This is a genomic window from Sphingosinicella sp. SM1-17, assembly GCF_056821765.1.
On record NZ_JBPDIO010000001.1, the window covers coordinates 170,767 to 192,505 of the forward strand.

30 protein-coding genes are annotated in these 21,739 nt (G+C 64.4%); 8 read left to right on the forward strand and 22 right to left on the reverse strand.

Translation table 11 applies throughout. The annotated features are described in order from the left end of the window. Positions 1-5 precede the first annotated feature (5 nt). The 5 genes from ACRYLT_RS00860 (at position 6) to ACRYLT_RS00880 (ending at position 4,785) form a co-directional block, all read left to right on the forward strand. Positions 6-1,406, forward strand: a complete 1,401-nt coding sequence (locus ACRYLT_RS00860) for an MmgE/PrpD family protein (RefSeq protein ID WP_482662223.1) — start codon at positions 6-8, stop codon at positions 1,404-1,406. Positions 1,407-1,433: 27 nt separating this feature from the next. Then, positions 1,434-2,228 carry an NTP transferase domain-containing protein gene (locus ACRYLT_RS00865; protein ID WP_482662224.1) on the forward strand — a complete coding sequence of 265 codons (795 nt, stop codon included), beginning with the start codon at positions 1,434-1,436 and terminating at the stop codon, positions 2,226-2,228. A gap of 130 nt (positions 2,229-2,358) precedes the next feature. Further along, positions 2,359-3,156 (forward strand): sterol desaturase family protein, encoded by a 798-nt coding sequence (locus ACRYLT_RS00870; protein WP_482662225.1) that lies wholly within the window; start codon positions 2,359-2,361, stop codon positions 3,154-3,156. A 316-nt stretch (positions 3,157-3,472) separates the two neighbouring features. Further along, positions 3,473-4,141: a class I SAM-dependent methyltransferase gene (locus ACRYLT_RS00875; protein WP_482662226.1), complete on the forward strand. Its 669-nt coding sequence runs from the start codon at positions 3,473-3,475 to the stop codon at positions 4,139-4,141. Between the two features lie 35 nt (positions 4,142-4,176). Further along, positions 4,177-4,785, forward strand: coding sequence for a hypothetical protein (locus ACRYLT_RS00880; RefSeq protein WP_482662227.1), 609 nt, complete (start codon positions 4,177-4,179; stop codon positions 4,783-4,785). 15 nt (positions 4,786-4,800) lie between these two features. Here ACRYLT_RS00880 and ACRYLT_RS00885 read toward each other — a convergent pair whose 3' ends face one another. Further along, positions 4,801-6,444: an aminotransferase class III-fold pyridoxal phosphate-dependent enzyme gene (locus ACRYLT_RS00885; RefSeq protein WP_482662228.1), complete on the reverse strand. Its 1,644-nt coding sequence runs from the start codon at positions 6,442-6,444 to the stop codon at positions 4,801-4,803. A 61-nt stretch (positions 6,445-6,505) separates the two neighbouring features. On the opposite strand from ACRYLT_RS00885, the gene asd reads away from it, so the two are divergent. Beyond that, positions 6,506-7,369 (forward strand): archaetidylserine decarboxylase, encoded by an 864-nt coding sequence (gene asd, locus ACRYLT_RS00890; protein ID WP_482662229.1) that lies wholly within the window; start codon positions 6,506-6,508, stop codon positions 7,367-7,369. 29 nt (positions 7,370-7,398) lie between these two features. Continuing rightward, the gene (locus ACRYLT_RS00895) at positions 7,399-8,301 is read left to right on the forward strand and encodes an alpha/beta hydrolase (protein WP_482662230.1); all 903 of its coding nucleotides are present in this window, start codon (positions 7,399-7,401) and stop codon (positions 8,299-8,301) included. A 75-nt stretch (positions 8,302-8,376) separates the two neighbouring features. Here ACRYLT_RS00895 and ACRYLT_RS00900 read toward each other — a convergent pair whose 3' ends face one another. After that, positions 8,377-8,820, reverse strand: a complete 444-nt coding sequence (locus tag ACRYLT_RS00900) for a hypothetical protein (protein WP_482662231.1) — start codon at positions 8,818-8,820, stop codon at positions 8,377-8,379. Between the two features lie 194 nt (positions 8,821-9,014). On the opposite strand from ACRYLT_RS00900, the gene ACRYLT_RS00905 reads away from it, so the two are divergent. Further along, on the forward strand, positions 9,015-10,148 hold the full coding sequence (locus tag ACRYLT_RS00905; protein WP_482662232.1) for an N-acetyltransferase: 1,134 nt from the start codon (positions 9,015-9,017) through the stop codon (positions 10,146-10,148). Between the two features lie 79 nt (positions 10,149-10,227). Here the strand turns inward: ACRYLT_RS00905 and ACRYLT_RS00910 are convergent, their stop codons facing one another. The 20 genes from ACRYLT_RS00910 to rpsS all read right to left on the reverse strand — a co-directional run bounded on the left by ACRYLT_RS00910 (position 10,228) and on the right by rpsS (position 21,737). Beyond that, positions 10,228-10,923 carry an outer membrane protein gene (locus ACRYLT_RS00910; RefSeq protein ID WP_482662233.1) on the reverse strand — a complete coding sequence of 232 codons (696 nt, stop codon included), beginning with the start codon at positions 10,921-10,923 and terminating at the stop codon, positions 10,228-10,230. A 169-nt stretch (positions 10,924-11,092) separates the two neighbouring features. Beyond that, positions 11,093-12,457 carry an NADP-specific glutamate dehydrogenase gene (gene gdhA / locus ACRYLT_RS00915; protein ID WP_482665369.1) on the reverse strand — a complete coding sequence of 455 codons (1,365 nt, stop codon included), beginning with the start codon at positions 12,455-12,457 and terminating at the stop codon, positions 11,093-11,095. 144 nt (positions 12,458-12,601) lie between these two features. Next, positions 12,602-13,264 (reverse strand): adenylate kinase, encoded by a 663-nt coding sequence (locus tag ACRYLT_RS00920; RefSeq protein WP_482662234.1) that lies wholly within the window; start codon positions 13,262-13,264, stop codon positions 12,602-12,604. 160 nt (positions 13,265-13,424) lie between these two features. Further along, complete coding sequence (gene secY / locus ACRYLT_RS00925) at positions 13,425-14,795, reverse strand: preprotein translocase subunit SecY (RefSeq protein ID WP_482662235.1); 1,371 nt, start codon at positions 14,793-14,795, stop codon at positions 13,425-13,427. A gap of 112 nt (positions 14,796-14,907) precedes the next feature. Next, the gene (gene rplO / locus ACRYLT_RS00930; protein ID WP_482662236.1) at positions 14,908-15,438 is read right to left on the reverse strand and encodes a 50S ribosomal protein L15; all 531 of its coding nucleotides are present in this window, start codon (positions 15,436-15,438) and stop codon (positions 14,908-14,910) included. Positions 15,439-15,483: 45 nt separating this feature from the next. Next, entirely contained in the window at positions 15,484-15,660 is a 177-nt protein-coding gene (gene rpmD / locus ACRYLT_RS00935; protein ID WP_482662237.1) for a 50S ribosomal protein L30, read from the reverse strand. 5 nt (positions 15,661-15,665) lie between these two features. Further along, the gene (gene rpsE / locus ACRYLT_RS00940; protein WP_482662238.1) at positions 15,666-16,397 is read right to left on the reverse strand and encodes a 30S ribosomal protein S5; all 732 of its coding nucleotides are present in this window, start codon (positions 16,395-16,397) and stop codon (positions 15,666-15,668) included. A gap of 3 nt (positions 16,398-16,400) precedes the next feature. Beyond that, positions 16,401-16,754 (reverse strand): 50S ribosomal protein L18, encoded by a 354-nt coding sequence (rplR, locus tag ACRYLT_RS00945; protein ID WP_482662239.1) that lies wholly within the window; start codon positions 16,752-16,754, stop codon positions 16,401-16,403. Between the two features lie 2 nt (positions 16,755-16,756). Further along, complete coding sequence (gene rplF, locus ACRYLT_RS00950) at positions 16,757-17,290, reverse strand: 50S ribosomal protein L6 (RefSeq protein ID WP_482662240.1); 534 nt, start codon at positions 17,288-17,290, stop codon at positions 16,757-16,759. Continuing rightward, positions 17,290-17,685, reverse strand: a complete 396-nt coding sequence (rpsH, locus tag ACRYLT_RS00955; protein ID WP_482662241.1) for a 30S ribosomal protein S8 — start codon at positions 17,683-17,685, stop codon at positions 17,290-17,292. Before rpsH ends, rplF begins: the two co-directional genes overlap by 1 nt. Before the next feature lie 10 nt (positions 17,686-17,695). Next, the gene (gene rpsN, locus ACRYLT_RS00960) at positions 17,696-18,001 is read right to left on the reverse strand and encodes a 30S ribosomal protein S14 (protein ID WP_482662242.1); all 306 of its coding nucleotides are present in this window, start codon (positions 17,999-18,001) and stop codon (positions 17,696-17,698) included. Positions 18,002-18,041: 40 nt separating this feature from the next. Continuing rightward, positions 18,042-18,623 carry a 50S ribosomal protein L5 gene (rplE, locus tag ACRYLT_RS00965; protein ID WP_482662243.1) on the reverse strand — a complete coding sequence of 194 codons (582 nt, stop codon included), beginning with the start codon at positions 18,621-18,623 and terminating at the stop codon, positions 18,042-18,044. Beyond that, positions 18,616-18,933 carry a 50S ribosomal protein L24 gene (gene rplX / locus ACRYLT_RS00970; RefSeq protein ID WP_482662244.1) on the reverse strand — a complete coding sequence of 106 codons (318 nt, stop codon included), beginning with the start codon at positions 18,931-18,933 and terminating at the stop codon, positions 18,616-18,618. Before rplX ends, rplE begins: the two co-directional genes overlap by 8 nt. Further along, entirely contained in the window at positions 18,933-19,301 is a 369-nt protein-coding gene (gene rplN / locus ACRYLT_RS00975; RefSeq protein ID WP_114954646.1) for a 50S ribosomal protein L14, read from the reverse strand. The genes rplX and rplN overlap by 1 nt, the downstream gene beginning before the upstream one ends. Before the next feature lie 58 nt (positions 19,302-19,359). Next, complete coding sequence (gene rpsQ, locus ACRYLT_RS00980; RefSeq protein ID WP_482662245.1) at positions 19,360-19,689, reverse strand: 30S ribosomal protein S17; 330 nt, start codon at positions 19,687-19,689, stop codon at positions 19,360-19,362. 13 nt (positions 19,690-19,702) lie between these two features. After that, positions 19,703-19,915 (reverse strand): 50S ribosomal protein L29, encoded by a 213-nt coding sequence (gene rpmC / locus ACRYLT_RS00985; protein ID WP_482662246.1) that lies wholly within the window; start codon positions 19,913-19,915, stop codon positions 19,703-19,705. A gap of 1 nt (position 19,916) precedes the next feature. Further along, entirely contained in the window at positions 19,917-20,348 is a 432-nt protein-coding gene (rplP, locus tag ACRYLT_RS00990) for a 50S ribosomal protein L16 (RefSeq protein ID WP_482662247.1), read from the reverse strand. Between the two features lie 22 nt (positions 20,349-20,370). Beyond that, positions 20,371-21,078, reverse strand: a complete 708-nt coding sequence (gene rpsC, locus ACRYLT_RS00995) for a 30S ribosomal protein S3 (protein ID WP_482662248.1) — start codon at positions 21,076-21,078, stop codon at positions 20,371-20,373. 2 nt (positions 21,079-21,080) lie between these two features. Continuing rightward, the gene (rplV, locus tag ACRYLT_RS01000) at positions 21,081-21,458 is read right to left on the reverse strand and encodes a 50S ribosomal protein L22 (RefSeq protein ID WP_482662249.1); all 378 of its coding nucleotides are present in this window, start codon (positions 21,456-21,458) and stop codon (positions 21,081-21,083) included. 3 nt (positions 21,459-21,461) lie between these two features. Further along, positions 21,462-21,737 carry a 30S ribosomal protein S19 gene (gene rpsS / locus ACRYLT_RS01005; RefSeq protein WP_109270961.1) on the reverse strand — a complete coding sequence of 92 codons (276 nt, stop codon included), beginning with the start codon at positions 21,735-21,737 and terminating at the stop codon, positions 21,462-21,464. Positions 21,738-21,739 lie beyond the last annotated feature (2 nt).

The window sequence follows — 21,739 nt, forward strand, 5'->3', positions numbered from 1 at the left end:
CGGACATGGACAACAATCCCGTTCGTGCTTTTGGGCACTGGCTGGCCGAGACGCCCGACGACTGGCCGGGGGACGCCTGGGAAGCGGCTCGGCGCGCCTTCATCGACGTGATCGCCGTTTCGGTTCCGGGAGCGGCAGAGCCCGTCACGCGCAAGGTCCTGGCCACGGTCGGTCAATGGGGGACAGGTCCGTCGGTCGCGATCGGCGCCGGCTGCGGCTTGCCCGCACCCTGGGCTGCCCTCGTCAACGGAACAGCGGCTCATGCGCTCGACTTCGACGACAATTTCGATCCGGCCAAGGCCCACGCGACGGCCGTTCTCGCGCCGGCCATTCTTGCCCTGTCGGAGCAAGAGGAAGCTTCGGGCCGGGCCTGCCTGGACGCCTATATTGCTGGCCTTCAGATCCTCGGTCGGGTGGGTCAGGGGGTGAATCCCGTCCACCGCAATCGCGGATGGCACGCCACGGCGACGGTCGGCGCGATCGGCGCGGCCGCCGCCTGCGCGCGGCTGCTTCGGCTCGACGCCCTGCAGGCCGGCCATGCCCTGTCGATCGCGACCAGCATGGCGGGAGGTTTCATGTCGCAGTTCGGGACGATGACCAAACCCCTGCACGCCGGTCTCGCCGCCCGTTCCGGACTGCTCGCGGCGTGCCTTGCCCGCTCGGGGATCGATGCCGGACAGGACACGCTCGACGGCACTACCGGAATGAACCGCCTGATGGTCGGGCCCGACTATGAGCAGTTGCGGGACTCGCTGACCCATGTCGAGCATGGCCAGACGCTGCGCTTTGAAACGGAACGGGTCGGCGAGCCGCTGCTCATCCTGTCGAGCGGGCTAAAGGTGAAGCGCTTTCCCAATTGCGGAAGCGCACACCGGGCAATGGACGGGGTCCTCGAACTGAAGGAAAGGCACGGGATTCGGCCGGACGAGGTGGAGGCGATCCATGTTCGCGCGCCCGTCTCGCACCTCAACAATCTCATGTACACGGATCCCAAGGACCCACTACAGGCCAAGTTCTCGCTGGAATATGGAGTCGCCGTCGCTCTTCTGACCGGCAATTGCACGTTAGTCGACTTCGAAGCGCAAGCCGCGAATCGCCCGTCCGTCCGGGCGCTCTATTCTCGGATCCACCGGCACCCCGTGAACAAGGCGGAAGGCGAGTTTCCGACGGAAGTCGAGATCGTGCTGAAGGATGGCCGACATTTGCGGACGAGCATTGCCATGCCGGCCGGAAGCCTCGCTGCTCCTTTCACTCTGGACCAATATTGGGCCAAATTCGAAGGCTGTGTAGCCGGCCTGCTGCCGGCAGACCGGTCGGCCGAACTGCGCAAGGCTTTGGCAGATTTGCCACAACTGTCGAACATTAAGTCGCTGACAGTGCCGCTCGCCGGCCCGTTCGCTTTCTAAACCGCGCGCACCCGAGTAGAAGGCCATATGGGGGACCGAAATTATACCGCGCTGGTACTTGCGGCCAGCCGCGGCAATCTCGATCCGCTCGCTCAGGCGGGCGGTGTCAGCCACAAATGCTTCATCGACATTGCTGGGCAACCTATGCTTCGCCGGGTCGTCCAAGCGGTTCTGGAATCGGGCCGGATCGGCCGGACCATCGTGATGATCGAGCCTGAGGCTATCGACGAGGCGCGGGCGATTCTGGCGCCGCTGCCCGGTGCCGAACATATTGAATATATGCCTTCTCGCGAGAATATCGGTACCAGCGTCGCCGCCGTCGCTTCGCCCGAGATGCTCCCGCTTGTCATCACCACTGGCGACAATGCGCTCCATACCGCCGAAATGGTGCGCTATTTCTGCGACTCCCTGGATGGCCTGAGGGCCGACGGGGCCATCGGACTCACTCCGGCGGAATATATTCTTGAGAAGTATCCCGAGGGGAACCGCGCCTTTCACAGGTTTCGCGACGGCGCCTTTTCGAGCTGCAACATCTATGCCCTGCTGACCCCGCAATCGCTGAACGGCCCGCGAATCTTCAACAGCGGCGGTCAGTTCGGCAAGAAGCCGCGGAGGCTCATCGGCGCCTTCGGCCTCTTCGCATTCCTGCTCTACAAGAGCCGACTCTTCACGTTGCGCACGGTTCTGAAGGCGCTTTCCCGGACGGTCCGCCTCGATACCGCCCCGATCCTGATGCCGTTCGCGGAAGGGCCGATCGACGTCGATCGGATGCAGGACTGGGAACTCGCCAATCGCATCGTTCGCGAGCGCGAAGGAGGCTAAGGCGGACGCCCTGACAGCCCGGCGCCCAAAAAGCGCCGCATTGCAAATTCATGACGTGCTCACATATCAAGGCGTAGAGGCGCTCCTTAATCGGCCGACGCGCGTTGCAAGGACATTATGGGAAACTGACGTGAAGATCGCACAGACCCTGCGCCCGTCTTTCTGGAGACGCGAGCATCATTTGGACAAAATGAGCTTCCGCGAGCTCGTCATTGCCTATTTCCAGTATCCGGCGATCATCGCCTATCTGGTGCTGAGCGCGGTTTCGATCGGCGTCTACGCCTGGCGGCCCGCGCCGTTGCTGCCGACCCTCGCCAGCATTGCGGCGGCGAGCTTAGCCTATCCGTTCTTCTGGTACCTGATCCACCGCTACATCCTGCACAGCCGCTGGATGTTCAAGGTGCCGTTTCTCGCCAGCACCTGGAAGCGGATCCACTACGACCATCACCAGGATCCCAACCATCTCGAAGTGCTGTTCGGCGCTCTTCATACGACGCTGCCGACCATCGCCATCGGCGTCTTTCCGATCGGCTACGGGATCGGCTACGCCTTTGCGGGCGAGAGCGCGGCGCTGGGAGCGGGCATGATCGCCCTGGCGACGGGCCTGCTCACCACCTGCTTCTACGAGTTCGTTCACTGCATCCAGCACCTCGCCTACAAGCCGAGGAGCAAGCTGCTTGCGGAGATGAAGAAGCGCCACATGGCACACCATTTTCACGACGAGAACGGCAATTACGGAATCACCACCTTCTTCTGGGACAAGCTGTTCGGCACCTATTACGACCGCACCGAGCGCCCGAAGAAGAGCCCCACCGTGTTCAACCTCGGCTACACGCCCGAGATGGCCGAACGCTATCCCCATGTCGCCCGGCTCAGCGGCGGTGTCGCAACGGGGCACCCCCGGCAGCGCGAGAGCGTTCGCAAATAGGCTGACTCCGCCACTGCGAACTTTCATGGGCAGGTCCGCAAAGCGCCAATAGCGGACCTGGGGCACGTCGTTCGCCGGGTCCGAATCCAGCCATTCGTTCAGAGTCGGGTCGTCCACTGACCGACGAAGTCGCGAAACGGCAGGCGCGCCTCCAGTCCGGACGCTCGCATGAAGTCGAACCTCGAGCCCAGAGCGGCGAAGCCGTCCCTGTCGTCCCATCATCATTTGCTCGCGCGATTGTCGCCGGCTTTTCACAATCCGTGAACATAAGCATGCGCAGCGTTTCCAGTCGGCGCCTGCGCCAGAGGAGCCTGCCATGCCGGATCTCGCGGCCCTTGCGCCGGAAGACATGCGTGTCGAGAAGGTGGCCAATGCCTATGGCCGCTGGGCCCCTGTCTATGACCTGGTTTTCGGCCCCGTCTTCCGGCGCGGCCGCGCCGAATCGATCCGGGCCGCCGAACGGGTCGGCGGCCGGATCCTGGAAGTCGGCGTCGGCACAGGCATCTCGCTTCCCGCCTACAGCCGCTCCAGCCGCCTTTATGGCGTCGACATTTCCGAGCCGATGCTGGACAAGGCGCGTCGCCGCGTGAGGGCTTTCGGACTCGACAATGTCGAGGCGATCGAGGTCATGGACGCGGAAAATCTGCAATTTCCCGACGACAGCTTCGACGTGATCGTCGCGCAATATGTCGTGACCGCCGTGCCCAATCCGGAAAAGGCGCTGGACGAGTTTGCGCGCGTCGTCCGGCCGGGCGGCGAGATCGTGATCACCACCCGGGTCGGCGCCGAAAAGGGCGTGCGCAAGGCGATCGAGAAGAAGCTGATGCCGGTCACCACCCGGCTTGGCTTCCGAACCGATTTCCCGTGGGAGCGCTACACCGACTGGGCGGCACGCACGCCTTCGGTCCGGCTGATCGAGCGGCGGGCGCTGCCGCCGCTGGGCCATTTTAGCCTGGTGCGCTTCGAGAAGCTCGCCAACGCCTGACGTCCACTCTTTCACTCAAGTCGCTGGGGCAGAATATGAGCAGTTTCAAGGAATTGCTGAACGAACTTCGCTGGGATGACCATCGCTATTACCATCACAGCCTGATCAACCAGAGCCTGCACTTCCTCAGCGCGAGCACCTTCGTCTGCGCCTATATCCTGCTCTTCCACGATCCGGCGCTTGCGAGCTTGCTGGGCTGGCTGGTGGCGATGACCAGTCGCCAGGCCGGGCATTTCTTCTTCGAGCCCAAGGGCTATGATACGGTCAACCAGGCGACCCATGAATATAAGGAAGAGATCAAGGTCGGCTACAATCTCTTCCGCAAATATGTCTTCATGGGGATCTGGGCGGCGATCCCGCTGCTGCTGTGGCTCGACCCGACGGCGCTCGGCCTGTTCGCGCCGGCCAGCGGCCCGGTCGAGTTCGCCAAACATCTCGGGCTGCTCTGGCTCGGCCTCGGCGTGGCTGGCCTGCTGTTCCGCACCGTCCAGCTTTTCTACATCCGCGACGTCGAGACCGGTCTCGCCTGGGCGGTGAAGATCGTCACCGATCCGTTCAACGACATCAGGCTCTACCACAAGGCGCCGATCCGGCTGCTCAGGGGCGAACGGATCGACGGCGAGATCGCCGCTGGCGCGCACTGACCGGCGGCTTCGAGTCTAGCCGAGCTTGCCGCGACGGGCCGCGAACATCTCTCTGACGAGGCGGCGGCGGATCGCCTTGTTGGTCAGCGCGGGATCGTGCGTCCACCACTGGTCCGCCTTCATTGCGGCGGCGGCGCGGACGAAACGCTCGACGATCTCGGCGAAGGCGGCATCGTCATAGTCGAGACTGAAGATCAGCCGGCCGCTGCCCACCCAGCTCAGATGAAGGCCTTCGGCGCGGAGATAATATTGAAGCATCCAGTTGTAGGGCGAGGGCGAGGTGAAGCACACCGTCCAGATCGTCGAGAGATGGGCCACGGCGACCGGCACGCCGGCCTCGGCGAGCCGCCGATTGAGCGTTTCGGCCCGGCCGTCCCAGCGCGCGTCGAGGTTCTCGTAGAGCGCCTTCACTTCCGCCGTCTCGCAGCGCCTCAGGAACGCGTTCATCGCCCCCATGACATAGGGATGGGAATTGAACGTCCCGCGCGCGAAGCAGATGTCGCCCGGCCGGTCGTCGCGAAACCGCTTCATCAGGTCGGCTCGGCCGCAGATGACGCCAACCGGCAGCCCGCCGCCCAAAGACTTCCCATAAGTGACCATGTCCGGCCGCACACCGAAATATTCGATCGCGCCCCCGGGCGCGAGGCGGAAGCCGGTGAAGACCTCGTCGAACAGCAGGACGATCCCGTTCGCTCGGCAGGTGTCGGCAAGGCGCCGGAGCCAGGCGGAATAAGCGGTGCGATCGACGCCCGCCCGTCGGCTGGAATCGACGAGGGCGGAATCGGACGGCGCGCTCGAATTGGGATGCAGCGCCTGGAGCGGATTGACGAGGACGCAGGCGATGTCCTTGCGGCTCGCCAGCACCGCCAGCGTCTTTTCCGAAAGGTCGGCCAGGGTCAGCGTTCGGTCGGCGGGAACGGGATTGCCGATGCCCGGCTGCACCTCGCCCCACCAGCCGTGATAGGCGCCGGCGAAGCGGACGATGCGCGGCCGGCCGGTATGATAGCGCGCGAGCCGCACCGCCTGCATCACCGCCTCGGTGCCCGACATGTGGAACGACACTTCGTCCATTCCGGAAAGGGCGCGAAGGCGATCGACATTGTCGGCGACGACCGGATGGTAGGCGCCGAGCACCGGCCCCAGATCCTGCACCAGGGCCGCGCCCTCGGCGATCAGCGCCTTGTAGACGTCGTAGCCGAGGAGATTGCAGCCATAGGAGCCGGCGAGATCGTAGAACTCATTGCCGTCGAGATCGGTGAGCATGACCCCGTTCGAGGCGCGGACGAAGACCCCCGATGGCAGATGGTCGCGCACCATCGGGCTGAACTGGAAGGGCACGCGATAGGTGCCGGTGAACTGAAGGTCGGAGAGCCCGGCACGCGCCCTGCTCGCCAGCGCCGCCGTCTCGGCAAAGCGCTCAGCATAGAGGGCGGCGAGGCGACGGAAGCCTTCTTCCCGGGCCGCGGCGATCGGCTCGGGCGGATCGTCGGCGCGGAAGAAGCGCCGTTCGTCATAAGCGTAGAAGGGGATCAGCCCGGCGATCCGCTTGGCCATCCGGACATGGCCGGTCAGCGACTTGTGCTTGGCGCGCGACAATTGCAGGCGTCGCCGCGCCGATTGGAGGCTGATCAAAGCTGCGGCGGTGCCCGCGACCGCCATCGCCGTTTTCAATGCCGGCCGCGCCATTTTCCCTCCGCCCCGAAACCGTCAGGACTGAATCGTGGGATTGCGTGACAGCATGATGAAGGTCCTGCTTCGGGACGATGTGAACTTCGCGCTTACCAACCGCCTGCCGCGCCGGCCGGCGACCTGGCTGATGGGACGGTTAAGCCGGATCGAGGCGCCGCTCGTGCGCATCCCTTCAATCGCCCTGTGGCGCTTCTTCGCGGACCCGGACCTCAGCGACGCCCGCGAAAGCCGCTTCCGGAGCCTCCATCACGCCTTCACCCGCACGCTCAGGGACGGCGCCCGGCCGTTCGATGCCGATCCCGCGATCCTCGCCAGCCCCTGCGATGCGATCGTCGGCGCCTGCGGACGGATCGAGGCGGGGCGGCTGTTCCAGGTGAAGGGGCGCGACTATCCGCTGGACGAGCTGCTGCGCGAGGAGGTGGGAGCCTTCGCCGACGGCTGGTTCGTCACTCTGCGCCTGACCGCGGGCATGTACCATCGCTTCCACGCGCCGCACGACATCAAGGTGCGCGCGATCCGCTACATTCCCGGCGACGTGTGGAACGTGAATGCCAGCGCCCTGAAACGCGTGCCGAAGCTCTACTGCCGCAACGAACGGGCGGTGATCCATGCCGAGCTTGCCACCGGCGGCCTGCCGATCCTGCTGGTGCCGGTGGCGGCCATCCTGGTTGCCGGGATACGGCTTTCCTTCCTCGACCCCGACGCTTTGCTGCGCCGCCGCACCACGAGCCCGATCGCGTGCGACGCGGCGCTCGCCAAGGGGCAGGAAATGGGCTGGTTCGAGCATGGATCGACGATCATCGTCCTGGCGCCGTCGGGCTTCCACCTGTGCGACGGTGTCGGCGAAGGATCGCCGATCCGCGCCGGCGCGCCGCTCCTGCGGCGGGCGGATTGACGGACACGGCCGGGGGAGGGAGCGGCAGAATGGATAGGCGGGCGATTCCGGAGGGGATGGGCTTCAGCGACTGGCGCGCGCGCGACGGCTGGACGTTGCGCCGGTTCGACTGGCCGGCAGCGACACCGGTGCGCGGAAGCTTGCTCTTCCTCGGCGGGCGCGGCGACTTCGTCGAGAAATATCTGGAGGCCCTGTTCCATTGGCATGACGCCGGCTGGTCGCTTGCGGGCTTCGACTGGCGGGGCCAGGGCGGATCGGGCCGCTACCTCGCCGCGCCGCTGATCAGCCACATTCCCGATTTCGATCCGCTGGTCGGCGATCTCGAGGCGTTCGTCGGCGAATGGAAAGCCGCCACGCCCGAGCCGCGTGTCGTCGTCGCTCATTCGATGGGCGCCCATCTGGCGCTGCGCGCCCTGGCCCGGTCAGGCCTGGCGATCGACGGCGCGGTGCTGCTGGCGCCGATGATCGGTATCCGGCCCCTGCCGGCGCCGGTCGCGCGCGCAGCGGCCGCGGTCGCGATCCTGTGCGGGCAAGGCGAACGACGGATTTGGCGGCGGGACCTGGGCAATTATGGCGGCCGGATGACGAGCTGCCCGGTGCGCCAGCAAGACAAATTGTGGTGGAAGGCCGAGCGGCCAGACATTGCGTCCGGCGCGCCGAGCTGGGGCTGGCTCGGCGCCGCTTGCGCCTCGATGGCGAGCCTGCGCGCGCGCGAGCTCGGTGGGATCGCCATTCCTTTGCTTATGCTCGCCTCCAGGCGCGACCCCGTGATCGACATCGCGGCGCTGCGCCGCGCCGCCGCGCGCTTGCCGCGGGCGGAACTGTGCCTGATCCAGGGCAAGGGGCATGAGCTGTTGCGCGAGGCCGATACGGTCCGGTTGGCCGTTCTCCGAATGATCGACGCCTTCCTGGCGCCGCTCGCTCCCTCATGACCGGCCGCACCGAAGATGGCGTGTTGATATCGTAACTGTCCGCGCGGCTAAGCCGCCGGAGCCGGAGCTTCAGGGTCAGCGGGTTCGGCGGCGACTTTCGAGATTGCGCAAGGCCCTCTCAACAGCCTCGTCGGCCACATTCTCGATCGCCGCCGTGACTTCCGGGCTCGCCATCACCTCATGCATGCGTTGCTCGATTCGGGGCGCTGCGCGAGCGACTATCGCCCGTATTTCCGAACCGTCGACTCGGCGGCCGTTGATGCATCTGAAATCGCCATTGATGCTCTGAAACTCGACTCCATCCCATTCACCAGGGGCATAGCCGCACTTGCGGTCGATCACCGCTCGCTCTTCCGGACCGAAGAAGGGACCGCCCGAGCGAATATGCTCGTGCACGAGTTGGCCGAGGCGAGCCTCGCTACTCTGAGCGACCGCCGGCGGGCTGGCCGCGATCGCAAGCCCCAGAGCCAGCAGCGATGCCATTCCCAGTCGCATGACGACCTGACCTGCCAACGACACTTCTCGCCTCCCGAGCCGAAGAGCTGTGCTACGTTTGTAGCATGCTCGGCTGAACCGCGCCTGAACCCTGCTGAAGCGTCTTTTGGTTCGAATGGCAGCATCGGATCGGGCCCTTGCAGTGGGAGGATTTCGCGTGGACCCTCGGCTCCTCGCCCAGTAATCCCAGCAATGAATTCTAGGGGGAGGAAGCAGGCATGAACGTCGCTATCCGCAGGGTGCTGACGAAGGCGGAGACGAAGGCGTTCGTCGACATTGCCTATGTCCTGAACGAATCGGACCCCAACTGGGTCCCGCCGCTCAAGGAGGAAGTGCGCGGCCTCATCACGCCCGGAAAGAATCCCTGGTTCGAACATGCCGAGGCGGCCTTCTTTCTTGCGCTCCGGGGCGGGAAGCCCGTCGGAAGGATCTCGGCACAGGTGGACCAGCTCGTCCTGCAGCACATGGGTCCCGGACTTGGCCAATGGGGTATGTTCGAGGCCGCGGATGTCGAGACGGCGCAGGCACTACTTGGTGCGGCCGAGGAATGGCTTCGCGGCAAGGGCATGTCCCGGTCGATGGGTCCCTTCTCGCTTTCGATCTGGGACGAGCCGGGACTGCTGGTGAAAGGGCACGACCATCCTCCGATGGTGATGATGGGGCACAATTCCCCGGCCTATGAGGGATGGATCGAGGGTGCCGGCTATAGCACCGTCAAGGAGCTGCTCACCTACGACCTGCCGGTTGACACCCCCTTTCCCCCCCTGGTGCAGAGGATCGTCGCCGCGGGCGAGAAGAATCCCCGGATCCATATCCGCAACGTCGACAAGAAAAGGTTCGACGAGGAGGCAGCCCTCATCCTGTCGATCCTCAACGATGCCTGGAGCGACAATTGGGGCTTCATTCCGCTGACCGACAGCGAAATTGCCTATGCCGGGAAGAAACTTAAGCCGATCGTGCTCGAGGATATGATCCTCGTGGCCGAGTTCGATGGGGAGCCGGTCGCCTTCATGATGGCTCTGCCCGACATCAACCAGTTCCTGGCGGACCTGAAGGGCGAGCTCTTCCCGTTCGGCTGGGCGAAGCTGCTGTGGCGACTGAAGAAGATGCGGCCGAAAGGCGGGCGCGTGCCGCTGATGGGCGTCAAGAAGAAGCTCCACGCGAGCCGGCTCGCAAGCCAGCTGGCCTTCATGATGATCGAATATATCCGTCGCGCCGGCAACGGCCATTACGGGATCAGCCGGGCCGAGGTCGGCTGGATCCTGGACGACAACAAGCCGATGATCTCGATCGCCGACGCGATCGAGAGCAAGGTCAACCGGGTCTACCGGATCTACGAAAAGCCCCTGTGAGCAAGCTTCCCCCCGGAAGCTTGCTCACACGGGCTCCGCCGGAGGCACGCCGCTCCCTCCCCACAAGCGGGAGTCAGGATCAGCCGCCGAAGCGGTAGAGAACTCCCAGACGAATGACATGCATCGTCTGGTCGATCCGCCAGCGGTCGCCGGAAATGCTATACTCGTTCCCGCCGAAATTGACGTAATTATACTCGCCGCGTGCCGACCAGCCGCCGCGCATCGGCAGTTCGAGACCGAAGCCGATCACCACTCCGGTGCGCGTGTCGGAGATCCGGTCGCTCTCGTCCGGCACGGCACCGTCGGAGTCTATGATCGTATATTGGTCGCGGGCGAAGGCGGCACCAACCTCGGCATAGCCGTGGACCCCGCCCGAAGCGATACCGACCTGACCGGTGATCGTGGCCAGCCAGTCGACTTCGGTGCGGTTGGTGAACCCCGCGAAGGACGTGCTCGGACTGCTGTCGGAAAAATCGGTCCAGGCCCCTTCGGCCTCGATCCCGAGGACGACATAGCCGCGCTGGCGGCGTGCGCCGATCGTCCCGCCGACGACCAGCCCGTCAGCGCTGTGATCGGCGAGATTGTCGCGCGACAGCGGCGGCACCGGATTCGGGTTCGGCGGACCGGCCCAATCCTTGCTGCCGGTCCCATAGCCAGCATTGAGGCCGACATAGAAGCCGCTCAAAGTCTCTCCGTCGGCCGCCGCCGCCGCCCCCGGAATGGCGAGCGCCGCCGCCGGAACCGTGACCGCGGCAATAATCTTCCTGACCCCCATCTTCATGCTCCCCCTCAAAGAATAGTGCGGCGACCAAGACCACGGTTCGATGACAGAGACAAGCGCTCACCGCTGGGTTCGCAAGCCTCTGTTGGCCCGTCGCTGCCCGCCTCACCTGCGGCAGAACCGGCGTCGATCCGTCCTGCCGCAGGTGAAGCCGATCGGTTCGTCAGACGACGCCGAAAGCGAGCATCGCGTCAGCGACCTTCTTGAAGCCCGCAATGTTCGCGCCCTTCACATAGTCGACATAGCCATTGCCGCGATCGCCATATTCGAGGCAGCGCTGATGGATGCCGTTCATGATGTCCCGGAGGAGCTGCTGAAGCTCGGCTTCCTTCCACGCAATACGGGCCGAATTCTGACTCATCTCGAGCCCGGACACCGCGACTCCGCCGGCGTTGGAGGCCTTGCCTGGAGCGTAGAGCGTCTTCGCATCCTTGAAGACGTGAACGCCCTCGAGATCGGTCGGCATGTTGGCGCCCTCGGAAACCGCGATGCAGCCGTTCCTGACCAGGGTGCGCGCATCTTCGCCGAGCAGTTCGTTCTGGGTCGCGCAGGGCAGAGCGACGTCGCATTCGACGCCCCACGGCCTCTTGCCCGGGTAGAAGGTCGCCGTCTTGAACTCTTCGGCATATTCCGAAATGCGGCCGCGGCGACGGGTCTTGTGGGACTTCACCCAGTCGATCTTCTCCTGCGTGATGCCGTCCGGATCGTGAACGAAGCCCTCGCTGTCCGACAGCGTGAGCACCTTTCCGCCGAGTTGGTTGATCTTCTCGGCCGCATGAGTGGCCACGTTGCCCGATCCGGAGATCACCGCTCGAAGCCCGCTAAGATCGCGTCCCTTGGTCCTGAGCATGTTCTCAAGGAAGTAAACGGCGCCGTAGCCGGTCGCCTCGGGTCGGATCAGCGAACCGCCATATTCGAGGCCCTTGCCGGTGAGTACACCCTCCCAGGTGCCGGTGATCCGCTTGTACTGGCCGAACATGTAGCCGATCTCGCGAGCGCCGACGCCGATGTCGCCCGCCGGAACGTCCACATCGGCCCCGATGTGGCGGTAAAGCTCGGTCATGAAGGCTTGGCAGAAGCGCATGATCTCGCCATCGCTCTTGCCCTTGGGGTTGAAGTTCGCTCCGCCCTTGCCGCCACCCATCGGAAGACCGGTCAAAGCGTTCTTGAACGTCTGCTCGAAGGCGAGGAACTTGAGGATGCTCTCGTTGACCGAGGGATGGAAGCGAATGCCGCCCTTGTAGGGCCCGATCGCATTGTTGTTCTGCACCCGGTAGCCGCGCTGAACCCGGATGTTGTGATTGTCGTCTTCCCAGCACACCCGGAAGGAGACCACCCGATCGGGTTCGGCGATCCGGCGCAGGATCTGCCAACGATGATATTCCTCCTTGCCCTGGATGAACTCGAAAATGTCCTCGGCGACTTCCTGCACCGCCTGGACGAATTCGGGCTGTCCCGGATTGCGCCTCTTCACGCCTTCCATGAAGCCATGGAAATCGACATGTTCTTCCTTTGGCGTGTGCACCATCACCGGCTCGGCGATCAGGCCGCCGCCATCTCCCCTGTTCATATAGGCCTCCCTGAAATTCGCCCGGCCCGAACGGCCGGAGTCGCGATGCCGGAACATATCACTTTTTCAGCGAAACCAAGCGACTTTGGTTGAGGGCGAAACTCAGCGGCAGCCGGCGAGAATGGCCTCGATCGCCGCCTTCACTTCGCCGATCGCGGCCATGCCGTCGACTCGTTCGACCAGGCCTCTTTCCTCGTAGAAGGGAAGGATCGGCGCGGTCTTGGCGCGATACTCCGCCATCCGGGTGCGAACCGCCTGCTCATTGTCGTCGGCGCGGCGCTTGAACTCGTCGCTTCCGCAGACGTCGCAAATCCCTGGGACTTGGGGCAGCTTGTAGCGGTCGTGATAGCCCTCGCCGCATTTGGCACAGGTGAAGCGGCCGGTGATCCGATCGACCAGGGCGTCCTCGTTCACTTCCAGCTCGATCACCGAGTCCAGCTTGCGGCCATGCGCCGCAAGCAGCTCGTCGAGCGAGACGGCCTGGTTATAGGTCCTGGGATAGCCATCGAAGATCACGCCCTGTCCTGGCGAGAGACGGGCCAGATTCTCGTCGATGAGCCGGTTGACGATGTCGTCCGAGACGAGCTCCCCCGCCTCCATCACCGCCTTGGCTTCGAGTCCCACGGCAGTGCCCGACTTGACCGCTGCACGAAGCATGTCGCCCGTCGAGAGCTGAACCATGCCATGTTCGTGCACCAGCCGTCCCGCCTGGGTCCCCTTGCCGGCCCCCGGAGGCCCGAGCAGGATGATGTTGAGCGGCGTCATCGTTCAGGCCTCGGGCCGGACGGCAGAGCGGTCGGGCTCTTCCCCGGAGCCGCCAGCGATTCTGTGCCAACCGTCGACTGGCGCGCACCGCCTTTGGCTCGGAATCCTCCAGAAAGCAGAATCGCACCCCTCACGACCGTCTCCCGAGTGGGCCTGGACCTTAGCGTCTCAGGCCGCCGCCCTTCAATTTCGCCTTCTTGATCAGGTCGCCATATTGATGGGCGATCAGATGGCTCTGAATCTGGGTCACCGTGTCCATGGTCACGTTGACAACGATCAGAAGCGAAGTTCCGCCGAGATAGAAGGGAATTCCGGCCCGGGCGATCAGGAACTCCGGAATGAGGCAGATCAGCGCCAGATAGGCGGCACCGACCACCGTCACTCGAGTCAGGACGTAATCGAGATATTCCTCCGTCCGCTTGCCCGGCCGGATGCCCGGAATGAAGCCGCCATACTTCTTGAGATTCTCGGCGGTCTCCTCCGGGTTGAAGACGACGGAGGTGTAGAAGAAGCAGAAGAAGACGATGCCCGCGCCGTAAAGGAACATGTAAAGCGGCGAGCCGTGGGAGAGAGAGGTCGTGACGGTGATCACGAATTCGCTCCACCACGTGTCCCCGGTCTGCTCCTGCCCCCAGAGCTGGGCGACGGTGAGCGGCATCAGCAGCAGCGAGGAAGCGAAGATCGGCGGGATCACGCCGGCCGTGTTGACCTTGAGCGGCAGGTGCGAGCGCTCCTGCTGGATCTGTCCACGGGCCGTCTGGCGCTTGGGATACTGAATCAGCACCCGGCGCTGCGCGCGCTCCATGAAGCAGATGAACAGGACAAGAGCCATTGCCAGAGCGACGATGAGCAGGATGACGGCGCCGTTGAGGCTTCCGGTGCGACCGCCCTCGAACAGCTGAGCCAGCGCCGTCGGCAGCTGCGCGACGATTCCGGCCATGATGATCAGGGAAATGCCGTTGCCGATACCACGGCTGGTGATCTGTTCGCCCAGCCACATCAGGAACATGGTGCCGCCGACGAGACTGATGACGACCGTGATCCGGAACATCATGCCCGGATCGACCACGGCGGACTGGCCCGTGGAAGCGCCCCAGCCTTCGAGTGCGACCGCCATGAAATAGCCTTGGATCGCGCACAGCAGGACGGTGCCGTAGCGCGTGTACTGGTTGATCTTCTTGCGACCGCTTTCGCCCTCTTTCTTGAGCTGGGCGAGCGTAGGGGACATGGTGGTCGCCAGCTGCATCACGATCGAGGCGGTGATGTAAGGCATCACGCCGAGTGCGATCAGGCTCATGCGCTCCAGGCTTCCGCCCGAGAACATGTTGAAGAAGTCGAGAACGCCGCCGCGGGTGGTTTCGAACAGCGCGCCGAGCGCTCGCGGGTCGATGCCCGGAAGCGGCACGAACGACAGCAGCCGGAAGATGATCAGGGCCCCGAGGGTGAACCAGAGCCTCTTCTTGAGATCCGTCGCCTTGGCGAAATTCGCAAGGTTGAGGCTGCTTGCCATCTGGTCGGCTGCGGTTGCCATCGTTGTTTTCGACCCTAGAAAATGAAAAGGCGGCGGTTGACCGGTTGGCCTCCCGCCGCCTGATATAGTGACCGGTTCGGGCTTGTCAGCCTTTCACCAGGCGGCAAGCTCTTCAAGCTTCGGCCGCGCTGCTCCGCCGCTGCCCCTTGCCCTTCTTGGCGGCGGCCTTCTCGGCGGCCGGAACCACCTCGATGACCTCCACCGAACCGCCGGCGGCTTCGATCGCCTGGCGAGCGCCAGCGGAAATCCCGGCAACGCGCAGGTTGAGCTTCGCGCTGAGCGCACCCTTGCCGAGCACGCGAACACCGTCCTTGCCGCCACGGGCGAGACCGGCAGCCTGAAGCGCCGAATGGTCGATCGTCCCATTGACGTCGAGCTTGCCGGAATCGACCGCCTTCTGGATCGCTCCGACATTCACCTCGGCATAGTCCTTGGCGAAGACGTTGTTGAAGCCACGCTTCGGCAGCCGCATGTGGAGCGGCATCTGACCGCCCTCGAAGCCCCAGATGGAGACGCCGGAACGGCTCTTCTGGCCCTTCTGGCCACGGCCGGCCGTCTTGCCGAGGCCGGAGCCGATGCCGCGTCCGACCCGGACCCGGCTCTTGCGCGCACCCTTATTGTCGCGGATTTCGTTCAGTTTCATGTCTTGCACTCGCTTTCGCTTTTGTCGCGCAGACCGGCAAAGGGGTTAGCCCTCGACGGTCACCATATGCTGCACCTTGCGGATCATGCCACGCACCTCGGGGGTGTCGTCGAGCTCGACCGACTTGTGCATCTTGTTGAGTCCCAGGCCGATCAGAGTCTTGCGCTGATCGGGCGTGCGGCGGATCGGCGATCCGGTCTGAGTGATCTTGATCTTGGCCATTGCGCTTACTCCGCCACCGCCTCGGCCTGAGCCTCGGCCTCGGCGCCGGACAGGCCTTCGCGGCGGGCCATCAGATCGGCGATCTTCTTGCCACGGCGCTGAGCCACCGATTTGGGGCTGGTCTGATCGGACAGCGCCTCGAAGGTCGCCCGGATCATGTTGTAGGGGTTGGACGTACCGACCGACTTGGTCACCACGTCGGCGACTCCCAGGCTCTCGAACACGGCGCGCATAGGGCCGCCGGCGATGATTCCGGTGCCCTGGGGCGCCGAGCGGACATAGACCCGGCCTGCACCGAAATGACCCATCCCGTCATGGTGTAGAGTGCGTCCCTCGCGAAGCGGAACCCGGACCATCGCCTTCTTGGCAGCCGCGGTCGCCTTCGAAATCGCCTCCGGCACTTCGCGCGCCTTGCCATGGCCAAAGCCGGCCCGGCCCTTGCCGTCGCCGACGACGACCAGCGCCGCGAAACCGAAACGCTTGCCGCCCTTCACCGTCTTTGAGACGCGATTGATGTGGACAAGCTTCTCGATCAGCTCTTCGCCGCCGTCCTCGTCCCGGCCCGGACCGCCGCGACGATCGTCACGCCGGCCGCGGCCACCCCGATCGCCGCCGCCGCGCCCACGGCCGCCACGGGCGCCGCGCTCGCGGCGCGGCTCGGAAGTGGCTCCGGCCGCTTCCGTCGGCAGGTTCGACTGCTCAGCCGCTTCGGGGGTCTGATTGTTCTCGTCAGCCATTTCTTAAAACTCCAATCCGCCCTCGCGCGCGGCGTCGGCCAGAGCCTTGACGCGCCCGTGGAACAGGAAACCGCCACGGTCGAACACCACCCGGGTGACTCCTGCGGCCTTGGCGCGCTCGGCAATCCGGCGGCCAACCTCCTGAGCCGAAGCGACGGTCGCACCGGTCTTGTTCCGGGCTTCCTTCTCCAGCGTGGAGGCGGCGGCGACGGTTCGGCCTTCCGCGTCGATGATGATCTGCGCGTAGATGTGCCGGCCCGATCGGTGGACGGACAGGCGCGGGCGGTCGCCCGCACGCTGCCGAAGCGACGTCCGAACGCGCTGGCGGCGCTTGTCGAAGGGATTCAGTCTCGCCATGGCTATTTCTTCTTGCCTTCTTTGCGGAAGATATACTCGCCGCGATACTTGATGCCCTTGCCCTTGTAGGGCTCCGGCTTGCGCCAACGGCGGATCTCGGCGGCGATCTGGCCGACCCGCTGCTTGTCGATGCCGCTGATCTCCACCGTCGTCGGATCCGGCGTCTTGATGTCGATGCCGTCCGGAACCGGAATGTTGACGTCGTGGCTGTAGCCGAGCTGCAGGCGCAGATTGTTGCCCTGAGCCGCCGCGCGGTAACCGACGCCAGTGATCTCGAGGGTCTTGGTGAAGCCCTCGGTCACCCCGGTCACCAGGTTCTGAACCATGGTGCGCTGCATGCCCCAGAAGGAGCGGGCGCGCTTGGTGTCATTCGCCGGCTGGATCGAGATCCCGTCGTCAGCGATCTCATAGTTGATCTCGTCGGTCATCTGCAGGCTCAGGGTGCCCTTGGGCCCCTTCACCGACAAAATGCCGCCGTCGACCGTCGCCGTCACGCCGCTTGGCAGCGGCACCGGCCTCTTACCGATGCGGGACATCAGAATACCTCCGCGAGCACTTCGCCGCCCACGTTCTGAGCGCGCGCTTCGGCGTCGGACAGAACGCCCCGGGGCGTCGAAACGATGGTGATGCCAAGGCCGTTGCGGACCCGCGGCAGTTCCTGAGCGCCCGAATAGACCCGGCGACCGGGCTTCGAGACTCGGCTGACATGCTGGATCGCGGGCTGGCCCTCGAAATATTTCAGCTCGATGCGCAAGCCCTTGTGAGCGCCCAGCGCCTCTTCGCGATAGCCACGGATATAGCCTTCGCGCTGAAGCACGTCGAGCACTCGGGCACGCAGCTTCGACGCCGGGCTCACGACGGAGTCCTTGCGCGCCTGCTGGCCGTTGCGAATGCGGGTGAGCATATCACCCAGAGGATCGGTCATCGGCATATTCTGGCCCTTACCAGCTCGACTTCGTGAGGCCCGGGATCAGGCCCTTATTGCCCAGCTCGCGCAGCATGACGCGCGACAGGCGGAACTTGCGGTAATAAGCGCGCGGACGCCCGGTCAGCTCGCACCGGTTGCGGATTCGCGTCGGATTGCCGTTGCGCGGGATCTCGGCCATCTTCAGCCGAGCGATCAGGCGCTCCGTCTCGTCCTTGCTCTCGTCGTTCGCGATCGCCTTCAGCTTCGCATACTGACCGGCATACTTCTTCGCCAGCTTCTTGCGACGCTCGTTCTTGTTCACGGAACTCAGTTTCGCCATGACTTAAGTTCTCTTCCTTCTCTCATGAGCAGGGGGGCCGTCAGGCCGCCTGCTTCTGATCCTGCTCGGCCGGGAAGGGGAAGTTGAAGAGACGCAGCAATTCGCGCGCTTCCTCGTCCGTCTTCGCGGTGGTGGTGACGATGATGTCCATGCCCCGCACCTTGTCGATGCGATCATAATTGATTTCGGGGAAGACGATCTGCTCCTTGAGACCCATGGCATAATTGCCACGGCCGTCGAAGGAGCGCGGGTTCAGACCACGGAAGTCGCGAACGCGCGGAAGCGCGATCGTGACCAGCCGGTCGAGGAACTCGTACATCCGCTCGCGGCGAAGGGTGACCTTGACGCCGATCGGCATGCCTTCGCGCAGCTTGAACTGGGCGATCGACTTCTTCGCCTTGGTGATCACCGGCTTCTGGCCAGCAATCAGTTCCATCTCGGCCGCAGCGGTCTCGACCTTCTTCTTGTCCTGGGTCGCCTCGCCGACGCCCATGTTCAGGACGATCTTGTCGAGCCGCGGAACTTCGAAACGGTTCTTGTAGCCGAACCGCTCGATCATCGCGGGCACGATCCGCTCGTCATAGTCGCGCCTCAGGCGCGGCAAATATTTGGCTTCAGCCATTGATCAGCTCCCCGGACCGGACTGCGACCCGGACCTTCTTTCCATCGCGCTCTTCGAAGCGCACGCGCGTCGGCTTGCCCGTCTTCGGGTCCTCAAGCGCGACCTTCGAGACGTGGAGCGGCGCCTCGCGACGCTCGATCCCGCCTTGGGGGTTGGCCTGGGTCGGCTTGCGGTGCCGGGCGGCCACATTGACTCCGGCCACGACCACCTTGCCTTCCTTCGGCATCGACTTCACGACCTCGCCGTGCTTGCCCTTGTCCTTGCCGGACAGGACCACGACCTTGTCGCCCTTCTTGATCTTCATCGCCATCACAGCACCTCGGGCGCGAGCGAAATGATCTTCATATGCTTCTTCGCGCGCAGTTCGCGGACGACCGGTCCGAAGATTCGGGTGCCGATCGGCTCCTGATTGTTGTTGACGAGCACGGCCGCGTTCGAATCGAAGCGGATCGTCGAGCCGTCCGGACGATGGATGTCCTTGGCAGTCCGGACGATGACGGCCTTGTGGACGTCTCCCTTCTTCACACGCCCGCGCGGCGCCGCTTCCTTGACCGAAACGACGATGATGTCGCCGACGCCGGCGAAGCGCCGCTTCGAGCCGCCCAGCACCTTGATGCACTGGACGCGCTTGGCGCCGCTATTGTCCGCGACGTCGAGATTGGACTGCATCTGGATCATCGATCCAATTCCTTCTCTTCACTTCAACCGGAACAAGTCCGGCGATCAGCTAAACTATTCAGGCTTCGGCGGTCTCGGTGTCGGCCGGCTCGGACTTCGTGCCCTTCGCCTTGCTCGCCGACTGCCCGTCCGAATTCGTCTCGGTCGACCCCGCGACGGCGGTGCCGAGCACGCGCCACGTCTTCAGCTTCGAGATCGGCCGGGTTTCCTCGATCCGGACGATCTGGCCTTCCTTGAACTCGTTGCCCTCGTCATGGGCATGGTACTTCTTCGACCGCTTGATGATCTTGCCGTAAAGCGGGTGCTTGACCCGCCGTTCGACGCGCACCACCACGGTCTTGTCGGTCTTGTCGGACACCACGGTGCCGGTCAGGACGCGCTTGGGCATCTCTATCTACTCCTTACCCGCGGTTGGCCTGAGCGGCGCGGGCGCGCTCGTTCTGAAGAGTCCTGATCTGGGCGATGGTGCGGCGCACCTCGCGGATCCGAGACGGCTTCTCAATCTGGTTGGTCGCGGCCTGGAAGCGCAGGTTGAACTGCTCGCGCTTCAGCTCGGCCAGCTGGTCGACGAGCTGATCGTCGGTCTGGTTCCTGAGTTCGTCGAACTTCGACATCTTATGCGTCCTCAAGCAACGATTCACCGAGGCGGGCGACCACCTTGGTCTTGATCGGCAGTTTCTCGGCGGCGCGCTCGAAAGCCGTCTTGGCGAGCGGGCCCGGAACGCCGTCCAGCTCGAACAGGATTCGACCGGGCTTCACCCGGGCAACCCAATATTCGGGGGAACCCTTGCCCGATCCCATGCGGACCTCGGCCGGCTTCGACGAGACCGGCACGTCCGGGAAGATCCGGATCCACAAGCGCCCCTGGCGCTTGATGTGCCGGGTGATCGCGCGGCGGGCCGCCTCGATCTGCCGCGCGGTGATCCGCTCCGGCTCCATCGCCTTCAGGCCGTAGGCGCCGAAGTTCAGGCTCGTGCCGCCCTTGGCGTCGCCGTGGATCCGGCCCTTGAACGCCTTGCGGAACTTGGTGCGTTTGGGTTGCAGCATTTTCTCTTATCCCAGCAAAGCGTTAACGGCGATCGTCGCGGGCCGGGCGGACTCCGGAGGTTTGAGCCTCCATCATCAGCCGATCCTGCGCCAGCGGATCGTGGCCCAGGATCTCACCCTTGAAGATCCAGACCTTGACGCCGCAGACGCCATAAGCGGTATGAGCCTCGGCCTCGGCATAGTCGACGTTCGCGCGCAGCGTGTGCAGCGGAACGCGGCCCTCGCGATACCATTCGGTGCGGGCAATCTCCGCGCCGCCGAGGCGTCCCGAACATGTAATGCGGATTCCTTCCGCGCCAAGGCGCAGCGCCGACTGGACCGCGCGCTTCATCGCACGGCGGAACGCCACACGCCGCTCGAGCTGGTCCGCGACACCCTGGGCGACGAGCTTGGAGTCGATTTCCGGCTTGCGGATCTCGACAATGTTCAAGCTGACGTCGCTCTTGGTCATGTCGGAAAGCTGCTTGCGCAGCTTCTCGATGTCGGCGCCCTTCTTGCCGATGATCACACCCGGGCGAGCCGCGTAGATCGACACTCGGCAAAGCTTCGCCGGACGCTCGATCACCACCTTGGAGATCGCCGCCTGCGGCAGCGACTTCATGATGAACTTGCGGATCTTCAGATCCTCGAGCAGCAGCCGGCCGTAATCGTCGCCTTCAGCGAACCAGCGGCTGTCCCAGGTCCGGTTGATCTGCAGCCTGAGGCCGATCGGTGAGGACTTCTGACCCATGATTAAGCTTCCTGCTGCTCGCGAACGACGATGCGAACGCGGCTGAAAGGTTTGACGATGCGGGCGGAGCGACCACGAGCCCGCGGGTTCCAGCGCTTCATCGAAATGCTCTTGCCGACACTGGCCTCGGTCACAACGAGGCTGTCGACATCGAGATTGTGGTTGTTCTCGGCGTTGGCGATGGCGCTTTCCAGCACCTTCTTGACCTCGCGCGCCATGGCCTTCGGCGAGAAGCTGAGGATGCTTCGCGCTTCCTCGGCTTTCTTGCCGCGGATAAGCCCGGCAACGAGATTGAGCTTCTGCGCCGAGCCGCGGATCTGCGTGCCGACGGCGAGCGCCTCGTTCTCGGCGACCCGACGGGGAGCCTTCTGCTTGCCCATGGCTTACCTCTTGCCCTTCTTGTCGGCGGCGTGACCCGGGAAGAAGCGGGTCGGAGCGAACTCGCCCAGCTTCATTCCGACCATGTCTTCGTTCACCGAGACGGGAACGAATTTCCGGCCGTTATAGACGTTGAACGTCAGTCCGACGAACTGCGGAAGGATGGTGGAGCGGCGCGACCAGGTCTTGATCGGGGCGCGACCACCGGCCTCCTGCGCCGCCTCTGCCTTCTTCAGCAGCGACAGCTCGACGAACGGACCTTTCCAGACGGAGCGGGCCATCT